Source organism: Leifsonia shinshuensis (genome assembly GCF_014217625.1).
GTDB classification, from domain to species: domain Bacteria; phylum Actinomycetota; class Actinomycetes; order Actinomycetales; family Microbacteriaceae; genus Leifsonia; species Leifsonia shinshuensis_A.
On sequence record NZ_CP043641.1, the window covers coordinates 563,895 to 579,544 of the forward strand.

At 70.8% G+C, this 15,650-nt stretch carries 18 protein-coding genes; 8 read left to right on the forward strand and 10 right to left on the reverse strand.

The genetic code is table 11. The features are described from left to right. Positions 1-8: 8 nt before the first annotated feature. From F1C12_RS02740 to F1C12_RS02750, 3 genes are read right to left on the reverse strand one after another with little or no spacing between them, the layout of a single operon-like run. Positions 9-932 carry an SURF1 family cytochrome oxidase biogenesis protein gene (locus F1C12_RS02740; protein WP_445626111.1) on the reverse strand — a complete coding sequence of 308 codons (924 nt, stop codon included), beginning with the start codon at positions 930-932 and terminating at the stop codon, positions 9-11. Further along, positions 929-1,153, reverse strand: coding sequence for a hypothetical protein (locus tag F1C12_RS02745; RefSeq protein ID WP_185277325.1), 225 nt, complete (start codon positions 1,151-1,153; stop codon positions 929-931). The genes F1C12_RS02740 and F1C12_RS02745 overlap by 4 nt, the downstream gene beginning before the upstream one ends. Beyond that, complete coding sequence (locus F1C12_RS02750; protein ID WP_185277326.1) at positions 1,150-1,488, reverse strand: DUF3099 domain-containing protein; 339 nt, start codon at positions 1,486-1,488, stop codon at positions 1,150-1,152. Before F1C12_RS02750 ends, F1C12_RS02745 begins: the two co-directional genes overlap by 4 nt. A 76-nt stretch (positions 1,489-1,564) precedes the next feature. On the opposite strand from F1C12_RS02750, the gene fabG reads away from it, so the two are divergent. After that, positions 1,565-2,275: a 3-oxoacyl-ACP reductase FabG gene (gene fabG / locus F1C12_RS02755; RefSeq protein ID WP_185277327.1), complete on the forward strand. Its 711-nt coding sequence runs from the start codon at positions 1,565-1,567 to the stop codon at positions 2,273-2,275. Positions 2,276-2,300: 25 nt separating this feature from the next. On the opposite strand, the gene serB is transcribed toward fabG, so the two are convergent. Both serB and F1C12_RS02765 read right to left on the reverse strand, forming a co-directional pair. Continuing rightward, on the reverse strand, positions 2,301-2,984 hold the full coding sequence (gene serB, locus F1C12_RS02760; RefSeq protein ID WP_185277328.1) for a phosphoserine phosphatase SerB: 684 nt from the start codon (positions 2,982-2,984) through the stop codon (positions 2,301-2,303). Next, positions 2,981-4,225 (reverse strand): glucose-1-phosphate adenylyltransferase, encoded by a 1,245-nt coding sequence (locus F1C12_RS02765; protein ID WP_185277329.1) that lies wholly within the window; start codon positions 4,223-4,225, stop codon positions 2,981-2,983. Before F1C12_RS02765 ends, serB begins: the two co-directional genes overlap by 4 nt. A 47-nt stretch (positions 4,226-4,272) precedes the next feature. Here F1C12_RS02765 and glgA point away from each other — a divergent pair, with 47 nt between their 5' ends. The 3 genes from glgA to F1C12_RS02780 all read left to right on the forward strand — a co-directional run bounded on the left by glgA (position 4,273) and on the right by F1C12_RS02780 (position 6,666). Next, complete coding sequence (glgA, locus tag F1C12_RS02770) at positions 4,273-5,460, forward strand: glycogen synthase (protein WP_185277330.1); 1,188 nt, start codon at positions 4,273-4,275, stop codon at positions 5,458-5,460. A 19-nt stretch (positions 5,461-5,479) separates the two neighbouring features. Further along, on the forward strand, positions 5,480-6,280 hold the full coding sequence (locus F1C12_RS02775) for an ABC transporter ATP-binding protein (RefSeq protein WP_185277331.1): 801 nt from the start codon (positions 5,480-5,482) through the stop codon (positions 6,278-6,280). Positions 6,281-6,414: 134 nt separating this feature from the next. Next, positions 6,415-6,666, forward strand: coding sequence for a type B 50S ribosomal protein L31 (locus F1C12_RS02780; protein ID WP_090038270.1), 252 nt, complete (start codon positions 6,415-6,417; stop codon positions 6,664-6,666). A 57-nt stretch (positions 6,667-6,723) separates the two neighbouring features. Here F1C12_RS02780 and F1C12_RS02785 read toward each other — a convergent pair whose 3' ends face one another. From F1C12_RS02785 to treS, 3 genes are all read right to left on the reverse strand, one after another. Then, the gene (locus F1C12_RS02785) at positions 6,724-7,050 is read right to left on the reverse strand and encodes a DUF4190 domain-containing protein (protein WP_185277332.1); all 327 of its coding nucleotides are present in this window, start codon (positions 7,048-7,050) and stop codon (positions 6,724-6,726) included. Positions 7,051-7,114: 64 nt separating this feature from the next. Continuing rightward, complete coding sequence (locus F1C12_RS02790; protein WP_185277333.1) at positions 7,115-7,813, reverse strand: 3'-5' exonuclease; 699 nt, start codon at positions 7,811-7,813, stop codon at positions 7,115-7,117. A 113-nt stretch (positions 7,814-7,926) separates the two neighbouring features. After that, the gene (treS, locus tag F1C12_RS02795; protein ID WP_185277334.1) at positions 7,927-9,636 is read right to left on the reverse strand and encodes a maltose alpha-D-glucosyltransferase; all 1,710 of its coding nucleotides are present in this window, start codon (positions 9,634-9,636) and stop codon (positions 7,927-7,929) included. A gap of 175 nt (positions 9,637-9,811) precedes the next feature. On the opposite strand from treS, the gene F1C12_RS02800 reads away from it, so the two are divergent. Beyond that, entirely contained in the window at positions 9,812-10,768 is a 957-nt protein-coding gene (locus F1C12_RS02800) for an alpha/beta fold hydrolase (protein WP_185277335.1), read from the forward strand. After that, a complete protein-coding gene (locus F1C12_RS02805; protein WP_185277336.1) occupies positions 10,765-11,883 on the forward strand; it encodes a glycosyltransferase family 4 protein in 1,119 nt (372 codons plus the stop codon). The genes F1C12_RS02800 and F1C12_RS02805 overlap by 4 nt, the downstream gene beginning before the upstream one ends. Here the strand turns inward: F1C12_RS02805 and F1C12_RS02810 are convergent. Next, complete coding sequence (locus F1C12_RS02810; RefSeq protein WP_185277337.1) at positions 11,862-12,461, reverse strand: histidine phosphatase family protein; 600 nt, start codon at positions 12,459-12,461, stop codon at positions 11,862-11,864. The genes F1C12_RS02805 and F1C12_RS02810 overlap by 22 nt on opposite strands. A gap of 31 nt (positions 12,462-12,492) precedes the next feature. Next, positions 12,493-13,338, reverse strand: a complete 846-nt coding sequence (locus F1C12_RS02815) for a Sir2 family NAD-dependent protein deacetylase (RefSeq protein ID WP_185277338.1) — start codon at positions 13,336-13,338, stop codon at positions 12,493-12,495. Between the two features lie 81 nt (positions 13,339-13,419). On the opposite strand from F1C12_RS02815, the gene F1C12_RS02820 reads away from it, so the two are divergent. Together F1C12_RS02820 and F1C12_RS02825 are read left to right on the forward strand one after the other, a co-directional pair. Next, on the forward strand, positions 13,420-14,235 hold the full coding sequence (locus tag F1C12_RS02820; RefSeq protein WP_185277339.1) for a TrmH family RNA methyltransferase: 816 nt from the start codon (positions 13,420-13,422) through the stop codon (positions 14,233-14,235). A gap of 64 nt (positions 14,236-14,299) precedes the next feature. Beyond that, positions 14,300-15,559 (forward strand): D-alanyl-D-alanine carboxypeptidase family protein, encoded by a 1,260-nt coding sequence (locus tag F1C12_RS02825; protein WP_258046086.1) that lies wholly within the window; start codon positions 14,300-14,302, stop codon positions 15,557-15,559. The last annotated feature ends 91 nt before the right edge of the window (positions 15,560-15,650 follow it).

The window sequence follows — 15,650 nt, forward strand, 5'->3', positions numbered from 1 at the left end:
TGTCGTGCCTAGTGCGCATCCAGGAGCTCGTCCTCGACGTCGGCGTCGGTGCGCCGAAGGGCCCGGCGGCGGGCGCGCTCGGCGGCGCGGGCCTGCTCGGCTGGATCGTGCTCGTTGCGCTTGCGGTACTCGGTGCGCAGGGCGTAGCCCAGACCGAAGAAGCCGATCAGGGCGAAGATGATCCACTGGATCATGTACGACCAGTGCAGACCCTCGTCCTGCGTCGGCGGGTCGGTGACCGTCGGCGTCGGCGCGCTCGCCGGGCTCGGCTTCTGCGAGGCGAGCAGACCGTACGCGCCCGTGTAGACGTCGGCGCCGCCGAGCTTCTGCTTGACGACGGACAGTTGGATGGTGCCGACCTGCATCCCGAACCCGGTGCGGCCCTGGATGGCAGGCTCGCTGGCCTTCAGCCGCGCGATGACGGTGACGGTGCCGGAGGGCGCGGCCGGCACGTGGTCGGGCGCGTCGGTGTTGTTGCCGGTGGGTACCCAGCCGCGGTCGACGATGAACAGCGAGCCGTCGGCGGTGCGCAGCGGGGTGAGCACCTCGAATCCCGGGCTGCCGTTGAACGGGCGGTTGCGCGCCAGGATCTCCTTGTCCTTCTCGTAGGTGCCCGTCACGGTCACGCGCGTCCACTCCTGCGAGGCGGAGTACGCGGTGAGCGAGGGGAGCTCCTGGTCGAGCGGGACCGGGTGCGAGTAGAAGTTCTCGGAGATGAGCGCGTTCGCGGCCGCGGCCTCCTTGCTACGGGCGAGCTGCCAGTTGGAGAGGAACCCGCACGCGATGGCGAAGACGATCGCGAACGCGAGGTAGCCGAACCAGCGACGGGAGAAGGCGAAGCTCCAGCCGACGGACTTCTGCCCGGGCGTCGACTCCTCGGCCCTCGGCTCCTCGGCGCTCAACTGCGCGGCGCTCACGTCCTCGGCGCTCACGCTCTGGTCCTCTCGTTCTCGATCGGCACGACAGCGACCGGGAACTCCCGCGCCGCGAGGAACTCGCGCAGGTAGTCCACGTGCTCGCCGCAGGCCAGCCACACCTTCACGCGGTCGGCGGTGTGGATGCGGGGGTTGCGCCACTCGATCCGCCAGGACGCGGTCTCGCGGCAGCCGGCGCGGGAGCAGGTGAGCGGCTCTGGCTCGCCCAGTCCGATCACGAGTCCTCCTCCTGCCGCCCCGCGTCCTCGGGCTTCTCTCCGGTGTCCTGACGACGTTCTCCCGGTGGAGGCGCCATCGGAAGGATATTGCCCGGACGCTGTGCTTCCGCTTCATGCGGCTCGGCCCCGACGTTCGCGATCACCACCGCGAAGTACGGCAGGAACACCGCGCCGATCAGCGGGATCGCACCCCACGGCCAGCCCACGATGAGCGCGACGATGAGGCAGACGATACGGACCCCCATGGCGACGGAGTACTTGATCATCCGCCGCTTGCGCTCCTCGTCCGGCGAGAGCGGGAGATTGGTGATGGACGGGCGTGGTGGCTGCTTCATGTGCGTTGACTCCAGACTACGTCCATAAACTGGTACCGGCCCGCTCCGGGCCGAAACGAACGAGAGGATCGTCTGCATGACCACGCCGCGCACTGTGCTCGTCACCGGAGGGAACCGGGGGATCGGCTACGCGATCGCCGAGGAGTTCCTCGCTCAGGGGCACCGCGTGGCGGTGACGGCCCGCTCGGGCGAAGGCCCGGCCGGCGCGCTCACGGTGCGCGCGGACGTCACCGACGCCGCCTCCGTCGACGCCGCTTTCACTCAGGTGGAGGCCGAGCTCGGCCCGGTCGAGGTCGTCGTGGCCAACGCGGGGATCACCAAGGACACCCTCCTCATGCGCATGAGCGACGAGGAGTTCGACTCGGTCGTGGAGACCAACCTCGGCGGCGCGTTCCGTGTCGTCAAGCGTGCGTCCAAGGGGATGCTGAAGGCGCGCTGGGGCCGCATCGTGCTCATCTCCAGCGTCGTGGGCCTGTACGGTTCCGCAGGACAGGTGAACTACGCGGCCAGCAAGTCTGGCCTGGTCGGCATGGCGCGCTCCATCACGCGCGAGCTCGGCGCCCGCGGGATCACGGCCAACGTCGTGGCCCCCGGCTTCATCGAGACGGACATGACCGCCGCCCTCCCGGAGGCGCAGCAGGCCGAGTACAAGCGCAACATCCCGGCCGGCCGCTTCGCGTCGCCGAACGAGGTCGCGCGCGTGGTCGCGTGGGTCGCGGGCGACGACGCGGGGTATGTGTCCGGCGCGGTCATCCCGGTCGACGGCGGCCTCGGGATGGGGCACTAGCCCCGAGCCCGTCAGTCCCGAGCGGTCAGCCCCGCAGGCCGAGCAGCGGGAGCACCTGCGCGAGGTCCTGCCGGTCGATGACCAGGTCGGCCTCCTCGCGGACGCGCGGCTTGGCGTTGAACGCCACGGCGAGCCCGGCCTCCGCCATCATCCGCAGGTCGTTCGCACCGTCGCCGATCGCGACGGTCTGACGCAGGTGCACGCCGGCCTCCGCGGCCCAGAACAGCAGGGCCTGCGCCTTCGCCGCCGCGTCGATGACGGGGCCGTCGACCTCGCCGGTCAGCACGCCGTCGGCCACGGCGAGCCGGTTGGCGCGCCAGTGGTCGAGGCCGAGCCGTTCGCCGAGCGGGTCGAGCAGCTCGTGGAAGCCGCCGGAGACCACGCCGACCTCGCCGCCCGCGGCCTGCACGCCGGCGACGAGCTCCGGGACGCCGTCGGTGACGCGGATGCGCTCCCCGACGCGCTCGAACACCGAGACCGGGAGGCCTTCGAGCGTGCGGACGCGCTCGCGCAGGCTCTCCTCGAAGTCGAGCTCTCCGCGCATGGCCCGCTCGGTGATCTCGGCGACCTCGCTGCGCGAGCCGGCCTCCTCGGCGAGCAGCTCGATGACTTCGTCATGGATCAGGGTGGAGTCGGCGTCGAGGACGACGAGGAAGCGGGCGGCCCGCTCGGAGGGGCGGATGCCGCCGTGTTGATGTCCTGGCGTCATGGGACGACGTGCACTCCCTTGCCGACGACGGTGATCCCGGACTCGGTGACGGTGAAGCCGCGTGCGCGGTCGCGGTCCGGGTCCACGCCGATGCGCGCGCCCTCCGCGACGACCACGTCCTTGTCGAGGATCGCCCGGCCGACGAAGGCGTTCGGCTCGATCAGCGCGCGCTCGAACACGACGGAGTCCACGACCTTCGCGCCGGAGGCGACGGTGGCCCACGGGCCGAGGACGCTGCGCTCCAGGTGCGCCCCGGAGATGACGGAGCCGAGCGAGACGATCGAGTCGATCGTGGTGCCGAGCGCCCCGCGGCCGTCGCGGACGATCTTGGCCGGAGGTGAGTTGAGCACCTGGCTGAAGATCGGCCACTCCCGGTTGTACAGGTTGAAGACCGGCAGAGCCGAGATGAGGTCCGTGTGCGCTTCGAAGAACGAGTCGATCGTCCCCACGTCGCGCCAGTAGTAGCGGTCGCGGTCGGTGGAGCCCGGCACGTCGTTGTTGTTGAAGTCGTACACGGCGGCCTCGCCGCGCGTGACGAAGTCCGGGATGATGTCCCCGCCCATGTCGTGGTTCGAGTCGGGACGGTCGCCGTCGCGGATGACCGCGTCGATGAGCGCGTCTGCGTCGAAGACGTAGTTGCCCATCGAGGCCAGCACCTCGTTCGGCGAGTCCGGCAGGCCCACCGGGTCCGTCGGCTTCTCGCGGAACGCGGCGATCCGGTCGGGCCGGTCGCCGTCCACCTCGATGACGCCGAACTGGTCGGCCAGCGCGATCGGCTGGCGGATCGCGGCGACCGTCGCGGGCGCGCCCGAGTCGATGTGCGCTTGCAGCATCTGGTTGAAGTCCATGCGGTAGACGTGGTCGGCGCCGACCACGACCACGATGTCCGGCCGCTCGTCGCGCAGCAGGTTGAGGCTCTGCAAGATGGCGTCGGCCGATCCGCTGAACCAGCGCTTGCCGAGCCGCTGCTGGGCCGGCACGGACGCGATGTAGGAGTTCAGCATCCCGTCGAGCCGCCAAGTCTGCGAGACGTGCCGGTCGAGGCTGTGCGACTTGTACTGCGTGAGCACGACGATCTGGCGCAGCTGGGAGTTGATCAGGTTGGACAGCGCGAAGTCGATGAGCCGGTATTGTCCGCCGAACGGCACCGCGGGCTTGGCGCGGTCGGCGGTCAACGGCATCAGCCGCTTCCCTTCGCCGCCCGCGAGCACGATGCCGAAGATCTTCTTGCCTGCTGCCATAGGCACCACAGTAGAGGCAACCGGAGGGCTGTACTAGCGTTCTCGTCATGCGCGTTGATCTTCTGACCAAGGAGTACCCGCCGGACATCTACGGCGGCGCGGGGGTGCACGTGACCGAGCTGGTGCGCGCGCTGAGGACCGACACGGAGGTGCTGGTCCGCTGCTTCGGCGAGCCGAGGGACGAGGCGGACACCTTCGCGTACCGCGTCCCCGCGGAGCTCGCGGCGGCCAACGGATCGATCACCACGCTCGGGGTCGACCTCCAGATGGCGCAGGACTGCGGGGGAGCGGACGTCGTCCACTCGCACACCTGGTACGCCAACGCCGGCGGCCACCTGGCCAAGCTCCTGCACGGCGTCCCGCACGTCGTCACCGCGCACAGCCTGGAGCCGCTGCGGCCGTGGAAGGCCGAGCAGCTCGGCGGCGGCTACCGCGTCTCCAGCTGGATCGAGAAGACGGCGTTCGAAGCGGCCGACATGGTCATCGCCGTGAGCGACGGCATGCGCCGCGACATCCTCGCCTCGTACCCGGCTCTGGACCCGCAGAAGGTCACCGTCGTCTACAACGGCATCGACCTGGAGCGCTGGACCCCGCTGCACGACGCGGACACGGCGCGTGCGCTCGGCATCGACCCCGACCGCCCCGCCATCATCTTCGTCGGGCGGATCACCCGGCAGAAGGGCCTCCCGTACCTGCTGCGCGCCGCCCGGCTGCTGCCGCCGGAGGTGCAGGTCATCCTGTGCGCCGGTGCGCCGGACACGCCGGAGATCCTCGCCGAGGTCACCGGGCTGGTCGAGGGGCTGCAGGCCGAGCGCGACGGCGTCGTCTGGATCGACCGGCTGCTGCCGAACGACGAGCTGCGTGCGGCGCTGACGGCCTCCACCGTCTTCGTCTGCCCGTCGATCTACGAGCCGCTCGGGATCGTGAACCTGGAGGCCATGGCCTGCGGGCTCCCGGTCGTCGGGACCGCGACCGGCGGGATCCCGGAGGTCATCGTCGACGGCGTGACCGGCCGGCTGGTGCCGATCCAGCAGCTCCAGGACGGCACGGGGACGCCGACCGACCCGGAGACGTTCGTCCGCGACCTGGCGGCGGCGCTGACCGAGGTCGCCTCCGACCCGGAGCGCGCGGCCCGGATGGGCGCCGCGGGACGCGCACGCGCCGAGGCCGAGTTCAGCTGGACGGCGATCGCGGAGCAGACCCGCGCCATCTACCGGTCCGTGACCTCCGCCTGACGCCGGTAGGCTAGAGCGCATGGCAGGCAGTGTTCTCCGACTTCACGATGTGTCCGTAGTCCGGGACGGCAACCCCGTCCTCCAGAACGTGGACTGGACGGTGGAGCCGGACGAGCGCTGGGTCATCCTCGGCCCGAACGGCGCAGGCAAGACCACGATGCTGCAGATCGCCGCCGCGGCGATCCACCCGTCCTCGGGGGAGGCCGTGGTGCTCGGCGAGACCGTCGGCCAGAGCGACCTGTCCGAGCTGCGCCCGCTGCTCGGCTTCGCCTCGACCGCGCTGGCCCGGCGCATCCCGCGCACCGAGCGTGTGCTCGACGTGGTGATGACCGCGGCGTACGCCGTGACCGGCCGCTGGAACGAGCTGTACGAGGACATCGACGAGCGCCGCGCCCGCCGCGTGCTCTCCGAGTGGCACCTCGACCACCTCGCCGAGCGCACCTTCGGCAGCCTGAGCGACGGCGAGCAGAAGCGCGTGCAGATCGCCCGCTCCGTGATGACCGACCCGGAGATCCTGCTGCTGGACGAGCCGGCCGCGAGCCTCGACCTCGGCGGCCGCGAGGAGCTGGTGCAGCTCCTCGGCGGCTACGCCAGCGACCCGAAGTCCCCGGCGATCGTCATGGTCACGCACCACGTGGAGGAGATCCCGCTCGGCTTCAACCGCGCGCTCCTGCTGAAGGACGGCCGCGTCACCGCGCAGGGCCCGATCGGCGAGGTGCTCACGAGCGAGTCGCTCAGCGAGACCTTCGGCGTCGACGTGGAGCTCACCGAGACCGAGGGCCGCTTCACCGCCCGGGCGCGTCAGGCAACGAGCGACTGAGGTATCTGCTAAACTCGATAGCTGGTTCCCCGCACGATCCATCGATCTGGCAGGTGCGAACCGAAAAGCTTCCCGTCAACGCGCTTTCGCGCGCGGACACGACCGACCGAACACTACGCAACAAGGAAGTCCTCATGAAGACTGGCATCCACCCCGACTACGCCCCAGTGGTTTTCCGCGACCTGGCCTCGGGTGCGACCTTCCTGACCCGCTCCACCGTGAGCAGCGACAAGACCATCGAGTGGGAGGACGGCAACACCTACCCGGTCATCGACGTCGAGATCTCCTCGGAGTCGCACCCGTTCTACACGGGCAAGCAGCGCATCCTCGACTCGGCCGGCCGTGTCGAGAAGTTCAACACGCGCTACAAGAACTTCGGCAAGTAAGCCGCACGCAGAAGGCCCCCGTCTTCCGACGGGGGCCTTCTGCGTGCGCTCGGTCGCTCAGTAGGTCCGGTAGCCGTGCGAGGCAGCGATGGCGAAACCGACGATGACCAGGATGAAGACGAGGATGCCGATGGCCACCTCGACGAAGCCGATGATGACGGCGGCGAGGGCGAGGCCGCGGCCCTGCTCCCCGGTGCGCTTGATCTGGGAGAGGGCGACGAAGCCGAGGATGATTCCCACGACGCTCACGAAGAACGCCAGGATGAACGCCACGATCGACATCGTGTTGTAGCCGGGCTGCGCCGGCGGCTGGTAGGCGCCGTACTGCGGTTGCTGTGGCTGCTGCGGCGGGAGGGGCTGCGGGTTCAGGTCGGAGTCACTCATGTGTGGAACACTAGCGTCCTCCGCGCCGCCGCAGCAGCCCCCAACCCGTGGGGCGCGGGCGCCGTCAGGCGGGCCAGGCGTGCACCGGCCAGGCGCCGGACGCCGTGAACTCCGGGTCCCGGGCGCGACGCATGTACTCCTGGAAGTCGGCCGCCTGTTCGCGGCACCAGTCCACCTGCTTGGTGTGCAGCTCCAGGGCGCCCATGGCGAGCTCTTCGGCGTGACGCTGGGCGAGCGCCTGCGCCAGCCGGCCCGCGGCAATGGCGTCCGCGCCGGCGTCGTGTGCGGCGATCAGCTCGACGCCGTAGTGCGTCGCGGTGACCGTGAGCGTGCGCTTGCCGGGGCGGTAGCGGTCCACCGCGCGGTCGATCACGAGCGGGTCGATGATCGGGCCGGGGGAGTGCAGCGGCTCGACGCCGTGGCGGCGCGCCTCCCGGTCGAGCAGCGTGAAGTCGTACGGCGCGTTGTAGGCGACCACGGGGATGCCGCGGTCGAACAGGCGACGGAGCTGGTCGACGATCGCGTCGACGCCGGCCCCGGCGTCCATGCCTTTCTCGCGGGCGAGCTCGGTCGTGATGCCGTGGACGGCGGTGGCCTCGGCGGGGATCTCCACCTCGGGGTCGAGCAGCCAGTACCGGCCGTGCCGCACCTCGCCGTTCTCGCCGAGCAGCCCGACGTGGGCGGTGACGATCCGCGCCGATTCGACATCCACGCCCGTGGTCTCCAGATCGAAGACGCCGAGTTCGTGATGCCAGTTGCTCATGCAGCCAGCGTAGGAACGACCTCCGTCAGTCGCCGGATACACACGCCGAGGGGCACGTAAACGCCCCCAAAACCGCGCCATAAGGGCGTTTACGTGCCCTTCGGCGGAGCCGACTACGCCCGGCGCGGCTCGATGTGCAGCCAGTAGAAGTTCTGGGTGCCGAGCGTGAGGGTGAAGCGGCCGTCCTCCGCCACGGTCGGGAACTCGGCGCCGCCGAACAGGTCGTACAGCGCGCTCCCGGCGAACTCGGGCGCCTCCAGCGTCACCGAGACCGGGTTGTGCGCGAACGAGAACACGCACAGCACGTCCTCCGGCTGGTCTCCGAAGTGCGTGCCGCTGCCCGCGTAGCTGCGGACGAACGCGAGCACCGACTCGTGGTCCGTCGGGAGCACGCGCATGTCGCCGAGCCCGAACACCGGGTGCGCCTTGCGGATGTGGATGACGTTGCGGATCCAGTGCAGCAGCGAGCGCGACTGGGCGAGCTGCGCCTCCACGTTCACCTGGTTGTAGTGGTAGACGAGCGACTGCACGACGGGCAGGAAGAGCTTGCCCGGGTCGGCCGTCGAGAAGCCGGCGTTGCGGTCCGGCGTCCACTGCATCGGCGTGCGCGAGCTGTCGCGGTCGGGCAGCCAGATGTTGTCGCCCATCCCGATCTCGTCGCCGTAGTAGAGGAACGGGCTGCCCTCCAGCGAGAACAGCAGCGCGTGGGCGAGCTCCAGCTCGGCGCGCGAGTTGTCGAGCAGCGGGGCGAGTCGGCGACGGATGCCGATGTTGGCGCGCATCCGCGGGTCGTAGGCGTACCAGCCGTACATCGCCTGGCGGTACTCCTCGCTGACCATCTCGAGGGTGAGCTCGTCGTGGTTGCGCAGGAACACGCCCCACGCCGAGCCCTCCGGGACGTCGGTGGTCTCGGACAGCACCCGGATCAGCTCGGAGGCCTGCTGGCTGCGGAGGGCGTAGAAGATGCGCGGCATCACCGGGAAGTCGAACGCCATGTGGCACTCCGGCTCATCCTCCGAGCCGAAGAACGCCGCCACCTCGCGCGGCCACTGGTTCGCCTCGGCGATCATCATGCGGCCCGGGTACTCGCGGTCGACCATCACCCGGAGCTTCTTGATGAACTCGTGCGTGGGCGGCTCGCCCTCGCCGTTGCCCTCGTCCGACTCGTAGAGGTAGGGGATGGCGTCGAGCCGGAAGCCGTCGACGCCCAGGTCGAGCCAGAACCGGACGACGTCGAACATCGCGTCGTGCACGGCCGGGTTCTCGAAGTTGAGGTCGGGCTGGTGCGAGAAGAACCGGTGGAAGTAGAACTGCCTGCGCGCCTCGTCGAACGCCCAGTTGGAGTCCTCAGTGTCCACGAAGATGATCCGGATGTCGGGCCACTTGTCGTCGGTGTCGTTCCAGACGTAGAAGTCGCCGAACGGCCCCTCCGGCTCGCTGCGCGACTGCTGGAACCACTCGTGCTGGTCAGAGGTGTGGTTCATCGGGAGGTCGATGATGATGCGCATGTTGCGCTCGTGCGCCTTGGTGACCAGGTCGCGGAACTCCTCGATCGTGCCGAACTCCGGCAGGATCGCCTTGAAGTCGGACACGTCGTAGCCGCCGTCGCGCAGCGGGGACTGGAAGAACGGCGGCAGCCAGAGCGCGTCGATCCCCAGCCACTGCAGGTAGTCGAGCTTGGAGGTCAGGCCCGCGATGTCGCCGGAGCCGTCGCCGTTGCTGTCCACGAAGGAGCGGACCATCACCTCGTAGAACACGGCGCGGCGGTACCACTGCGGATCGAGGGTGAGCCCGGGCAGCGTGATGGGCGCGGTGAAACTCACGGTTCTCCTTCTCGAGCGGCCACGCCGTCGGGGCAGCATGCTCGGGTGTCGTGCACGGTGGGGTCATGCAAGCGATTACATCCAGAGAAGTCTAGGACCTGCGGGCGGTGGGCTGTCCAGTCCCGACCCGGCATTCACCCGGTTCCCGGAGCGACCCGGCCTAGACTGGACGACGATGACCTCCTCGACACGGTACGCCGCCTCCCCGTACCGGGCCGCCGCCTCTCCGTACGCGGAGGCCCTGGGCCGGGTCCCGGTCCGCCGCGCCGAGCTCCCGCTGCTGGGCGGCCTGACGCGCTACTGGGACTACGGCGACGCGGACGCGGACACGACTCTGGTGCTCGTGCACGGCTTCCGCGGGGACCACCACGGCCTCGAGCCGGTGGTCGCGCAACTCGGCGGCGGGCTCCGGCTGATCTCGCCCGACCTGCCGGGGTTCGGCGAGTCGACCCCGCTGACGGAGCGGGACCACGACATCCCCGGCTACTCGGCGTGGCTGCGCGCGTTCGTCGCCGGCCTCGGCCTGCGCGGGCGGGTCGTCCTGCTCGGGCACTCGTTCGGCTCGATCGTGGTCTCCGCGACGCTGGTCGAGGATGCGGGGGAGCGTCCCGATGCTGTCGTGCTCGTGAACCCGATCGGCCAGCCGGCGCTCGCCGGTCCGCGCGGCGTCCTCACCCGGCTCGCGATCTTCTACTACTGGCTCGCGGCCGCGCTGCCGGAGCGCCTGGGCTTCGCCCTGCTGCGCAACCGGATCATCGTGCGCGTCATGAGCATCGCGATGGCCAAGACCCGCGACCGCTCGCTGCGCGCGTGGATCCACGGCCAGCACGACAGCTATTTCTCGGCGTTCAGCGACCGGCGCGTGGTGCTGCAGGCGTTCCGAGCCTCGGTCGCGCACGACGTCAGCGAGTACGCGGCGCGCGTCCCGGAGCCGACCCTCCTGGTCGCCGCCGTGAACGACGACATCACGCCCATCGCGGCCGAGCGGAGGCTGCGCGGGCTGTTCCCGGACGCGCGGCTGGTGGAGATCGCCGACGTCGGGCACCTCATCCACTACGAGAAGCCGGTGGAGGCCGCGCGGGCGATCGAGGAGTTCCTGGCGGAGCGCCCCGGCGAGGGAGGCCGCGCGTGAGGATCGTCTTCGACTGCCGCTACACCCGCATCGGCCGGCACGACGGCATCAGCCGCTTCACCGCGGGTCTCGTCGGCGCGCTCGCCCAGCGGCACGCCGTCACCATGCTGATCAGCGACCACCGCCAGCTGGAGCTGCTGCCCGACCTGCCCTGGGAGCTCGCGCCGTCCCCGACCTCCGCGCTGGAGCCGCTGGTCGCCCGCCGGGTCAACAAGCTGAAGCCCGACGTCGTGTTCACGCCGATGCAGACGATGGGGACCTTCGGCCGGCGCTACCGCCTGATCCTCACCGTGCACGACCTGATCTACTACCGGCACCCGACGCCGCCGCGCGACCTCCCGGGATTCGTGCGGGTGCTCTGGCGGCTCTACCACCTGGCCTGGTGGCCGCAGCGGATGCTGCTGAACCGGTCGGATGCGGTGGTGACGGTCTCCGAGACGACCAAGGAGCTCATCGCCGAGCATCACCTCACCACGCGCCCGGTCTACGTCGTGCCGAACGCCGCGGACATGCCGGTCCTCCCGGAGCAGCGCCTGACGCGCACAGCGCCGGAGGCCAAGATCCTGGTCTACATGGGCTCGTTCATGCCGTACAAGAACGTGGACACCCTGGTGCGGGCGGCCGCGCAGCTCCCCGACTACCAGCTCCACCTGATGAGCCGGGTCAGCCCGGCAGAACGCGACCGGCTCGCGGCGCTGGCGCCCGGTGCCCGGCTCGTCTTCCACGACGGCGCGACGGACGAGGACTACGCCGAGACGCTGGCGCGCGCGACCGCCCTCGTGACGGCGTCGCGCGACGAGGGCTTCGGCATCCCGCTGGTGGAGTCGATGACGCTCGGGACGCCGGTGGTCGTCAGCGACATCCCGATCTTCCGCGAGATCGGCGGCGAGGCGGCGCTTTACTTCCCGGCCGACGACGCCGACGTGCTCGCCGCGCGGGTGCGGCACCTGGAGCAGGACGGCGTGTGGGCGCAGCGGTCGGCCGCGTCGCGGCAGGAGGCCGGGCGCTTCACCTGGTCGGCGTCGGCCGACCACCTGCTGACCGTGCTGACCGCGACCGCGACCCGGGCGGCCCGGCGCGGCCGCCGCCGGGTTCAGAGCACCGACGCCGTGTAGAGGTCGCGGTCCTCCGGACCGAGGTTGAACCGGTCGAGGGTCAGCCGGCCGTCGTCGTAGCGGAACCGGTGCACCGAGCCGTTCGGGATGACCTCGCCCGGTCCCGGGAGCGCGTGGTCGGTGACGTGCCGGACCAGGGAGCCGATGACGCCGCCGTGGCTGACCACGATGAGGTTCCGGCCGGGGTGGGCGTCGCCGAGCTCCAGCAGCGCCGGCAGGGCGCGCTCCACAACCTCCTCGCGGGTCTCGCGCCCGGGGACGGGGGTGCCCTCCGGCCAGCGCTCCAGGATCTCGGCGCCGGTCAGCCCCTCCGCCTCGCCGTACTGCCGCTCGGCGACCGCCGGCAGCCTCCCCGGCTCGCCGAGCCCCAGGTGCCCGGCGATGATCCGCGCGGTGTCGAGCGCCCGGCTGAGCGGGCTCGCGAACACGGCGTCGAAGCGGCCTCCCGCCAGCGCCCGGCCCGTCGCGTCGGCCTGCGCGCGCCCCGTGCTGTTGAGCGGGATGTCGCTGGAGCCCTGGATGCGCTTGGCCAGGTTCCAGTCGGTCTGGCCGTGCCGAACGAGGGAGATGAAGGTCACGCGCGTCCTTTCGTCGAGGACGCGCGGCGGGTCAGGCGAGCCGTCGTGCGAGCTCGACCAGCGTCTCCGTGGTCCCGCCGTCCAGCTTAACGGTGGCCCGCGCGTCGCCCTTGGTCTCCCCCCGGTTGACGATGACGATCGGGAGGCGCTTGCGACGCGCCTCCTCCAGGAGCCGGATGCCGGAGTTGACCACGAGCGACGAGCCGGCGATGACGAGCGCGTCGGCCGCGCGCACCAGCGAGCTGGCCTCCCGGTACTTCTCGGCAGGGATGAACTCGCCGAAGAACACCACGTCGGGCTTCAGATGGCCGCCGCAGACGGTGCAGTCCGGCACGACGAAGGCGTCGACGTCGGTCACGATCGCGTCGCCGTCCGGCGCGATCTCCACGGCGCCCTCGGTCTCCAGCCACGGGTTCGCCTCGTCGATGCGCGCGGTGATCGCCTCGCGCGCGAAGATCTGCCCGCAGACCAGGCAGAGGACGCGGTCCATCGCGCCGTGCAGGTCCACCACGCGGCGGCTGCCGGCCTGCTTGTGGAGGCCGTCCACGTTCTGGGTGATGACGCCGTTCGCCGCGCCCGCGGCCTCCAGTGCGGCGAGCGCCCGGTGGCCGTCGTTCGGGTGGGCCGCGGCGAACCGGCGGTAGCCGAGGTGGCTGCCCGCCCAATAGCGCCTGCGGTAGCGGTCGTCGGACAGGAACTGCTGGAAGGTCATCGGCGTGCGCTTCGGAGCGCCCTCGCCGCGATAGTCCGGGATGCCGGAGTCGGTCGACACGCCGGCGCCGGTGAGCACCGCGAAGGTGCGCCCGGCGAGCAGCCCCTCGACCTCGTCGATGCCGCGCGAGAGCTCGGGTGAGAGCTCGGTCTCCAGCGTGGTCACAGGCACCTCCCGGTCGGTCCTTCCGGAAGTCTAAACCGGCCGCTTTTCGAGTTTGTTTCCGGCTACTGGCAATCTGGACGGGTGCAGATCCAACGCGTGACCGACCTGACCGCCGACGGCCTCGCCGACTACTCCCGTCTCACCGACGTCGCGCTGCGGCGGGTGAGCGAGCCGGAGGGCGGCCTCTACATCGCGGAGTCGACCAAGGTCATCACGCGCGCACTCGCGGCGGGCCACCGCCCGCGGTCGGTGCTGCTGCAGGAGCAGTGGCTGGACGACGTGGCCCCGCTGCTGGACGCGTACCCGGATGTCCCGGTCTACGTGGGCGAGCCGGCGCTGCTGGAGCAGCTCACCGGGTACCACCTGCACCGCGGCGCGCTCGCGGCGATGCACCGGCCGGTCCTGCCGGACCCGCGTGTGCTGCTCGAGGGCGCTCGCCGGGTGGTGGTGCTGGAGGACATCGTCGACCACACGAATGTCGGGGCGATCTTCCGCAGCGTCGCCGGCCTCGGAGCCGATGCCGTGCTGGTCAGCCCGCGCTGCGCCGACCCGCTCTACCGGCGCAGCGTGCGGGTGAGCATGGGCACCGTCCTCCAGGTGCCGTGGACGCGCATCCCGGAGTGGGACGAGGCCGCGCCGCTGCTGCACGAGGCGGGCTTCGAGATCGCGGCCCTGGCGCTCGCGGACGACGCGGTCGGGCTGGACGCGTACGCCGCCCGGGCGCCGGAGCGTGCGGCGCTGGTGTTCGGGTCGGAGGGCGACGGGCTCAGCAGGCGGGCGCTGGCGGCGGCGGACACGGTGGTGACCATCCCGATGCTGCACGGGGTGGACTCGCTGAACGTGGCGTCCGCGAGCGCGGTGGTGCTGTGGGCGATGCGGGTGGAGGCGCGGGGGTGATCGTCTGGGGTCGCGCTGGCGCGTTCTCAGCGGATGCCTCAGTGCGTCCCCCTAGAATCCGAAGGTGCCTCAGCAAGTCCTCGCCGATCCGCCGCGCCGTCTGAACCGCAAGCAGGTGTACCGCCGCCGGCGCATCGTCGTCTTCGGCGTCGGGGGCGTGCTCCTGGTCGCGCTGCTCTACGTGTTCGGGTCGATCATCACGCCGGTCCCGGCCACCGCCGCCGTCACCCAGCACGAGAAGTCGCTCACCCAGGCCGCCGCGCAGCTCAACTGGCCGGGCTACGGGTCCGCCGCGATCACCGCGCCGGACTATCCCGGGGCGACCGAGTACCACGGCAGCGACGCGAGCATGCCCATCGCGAGCATGACGAAGACGATCACGGCGCTCGTCGTCCTCCAGGCCAAGCCGCTCGACGCGAACGCGGACGGCCCCAGCATCTCCTTCACGCAGAAGGACGTCGACATCTGGAACCAGGTCATCGCCGCGGGCGGCTCGTGGGCCCCGGTGCAGGCGGGCACGTCGATGACGGAGAAGCAGGCGCTCACCGCGATGCTGCTGCCGTCGGCCAACAACTACGCCATCTCGCTGGCGAACTGGGCGTACGGCTCCACCTCCGCCTACATCAAGGCGGCCAACGGCTGGCTCGCGTCGAAGGGCTTCAGCGGCACGAAGGTGGTCACCCCGGACGGCCTCGACCCGGGGAACGTGAGCACCACGAAGGACCTGATCGGGATCGGCAAGCTCGTGCTGGCCTCGCCCGCGCTCTCCGCGATCGTTTCGCAGAAGTCGGCGACACTGCCCGGCGCCGGCGCACAGGACAACACCAACTCGCTGCTCGGCGTGGACGGCGTGGACGGCATCAAGACCGGCAACACCGACGAGGCGGGATTCTGCCTCCTCTTCTCGGCCGAGGTGCCGGTCGGCAAGGAGAAAGTGCGCGTGCTCGGCGTCGTGCTGGGCGCCGCCGACCACGACACCCTGTGGGCGGGAGTGAGCGGGCTGCTCACCAGTATGCAGTCCGGCTTCCACGAGGTGTCCGCCGCGACGACCGGCCAGGTCTTCGGCTCGTACACGACGCCGTGGGGCGCGGCTTCCAACCTCGTTGCGACGACCGGCCAGAGCTTCGTCGTCTGGTCGGACACCCCGGTCACGGTCGACCTGACCACCCGCCCGATCCAGTCCGGGTTCAAGGGCGATCTCGTCGGGCGCGTGACGTTCACGATCAACGGGTCGGCGAAGACGGTGGACCTGGCGTTGGCGAAGGACGTGCCGGACCCGGGCTTCGGCTGGCGGCTGGCGCATCCCGGGGGACTGGGGACGTAACGCGTCGCCGTCGTCCTGCGTTTGGCGGGGCGACGGGTGAGCGTCGGGGTGAGGTGCGTGTCCCCGATCCGGCGCGTCGCCTGGCGGCCGG

What these genes read in the sequence shown, in the direction of transcription:
- fabG (WP_185277327.1), top strand. Translation starts at nt 1,565, where the DNA reads ATGACCACGCCGCGCACTGTGCTCGTCACCGGAGGGAACCGGGGGATC.
- F1C12_RS02765 (WP_185277329.1), bottom strand. Translation starts at nt 4,225, where the DNA reads ATGGCAGCAGGCAAGAAGATCTTCGGCATCGTGCTCGCGGGCGGCGAA.
- serB (WP_185277328.1), bottom strand. Translation starts at nt 2,984, where the DNA reads ATGACGCCAGGACATCAACACGGCGGCATCCGCCCCTCCGAGCGGGCC.
- F1C12_RS02780 (WP_090038270.1), top strand. Translation starts at nt 6,415, where the DNA reads ATGAAGACTGGCATCCACCCCGACTACGCCCCAGTGGTTTTCCGCGAC.
- F1C12_RS02785 (WP_185277332.1), bottom strand. Translation starts at nt 7,050, where the DNA reads ATGAGTGACTCCGACCTGAACCCGCAGCCCCTCCCGCCGCAGCAGCCA.
- F1C12_RS02775 (WP_185277331.1), top strand. Translation starts at nt 5,480, where the DNA reads ATGGCAGGCAGTGTTCTCCGACTTCACGATGTGTCCGTAGTCCGGGAC.
- F1C12_RS02750 (WP_185277326.1), bottom strand. Translation starts at nt 1,488, where the DNA reads ATGAAGCAGCCACCACGCCCGTCCATCACCAATCTCCCGCTCTCGCCG.
- glgA (WP_185277330.1), top strand. Translation starts at nt 4,273, where the DNA reads ATGCGCGTTGATCTTCTGACCAAGGAGTACCCGCCGGACATCTACGGC.
- F1C12_RS02800 (WP_185277335.1), top strand. Translation starts at nt 9,812, where the DNA reads ATGACCTCCTCGACACGGTACGCCGCCTCCCCGTACCGGGCCGCCGCC.
- F1C12_RS02790 (WP_185277333.1), bottom strand. Translation starts at nt 7,813, where the DNA reads ATGAGCAACTGGCATCACGAACTCGGCGTCTTCGATCTGGAGACCACG.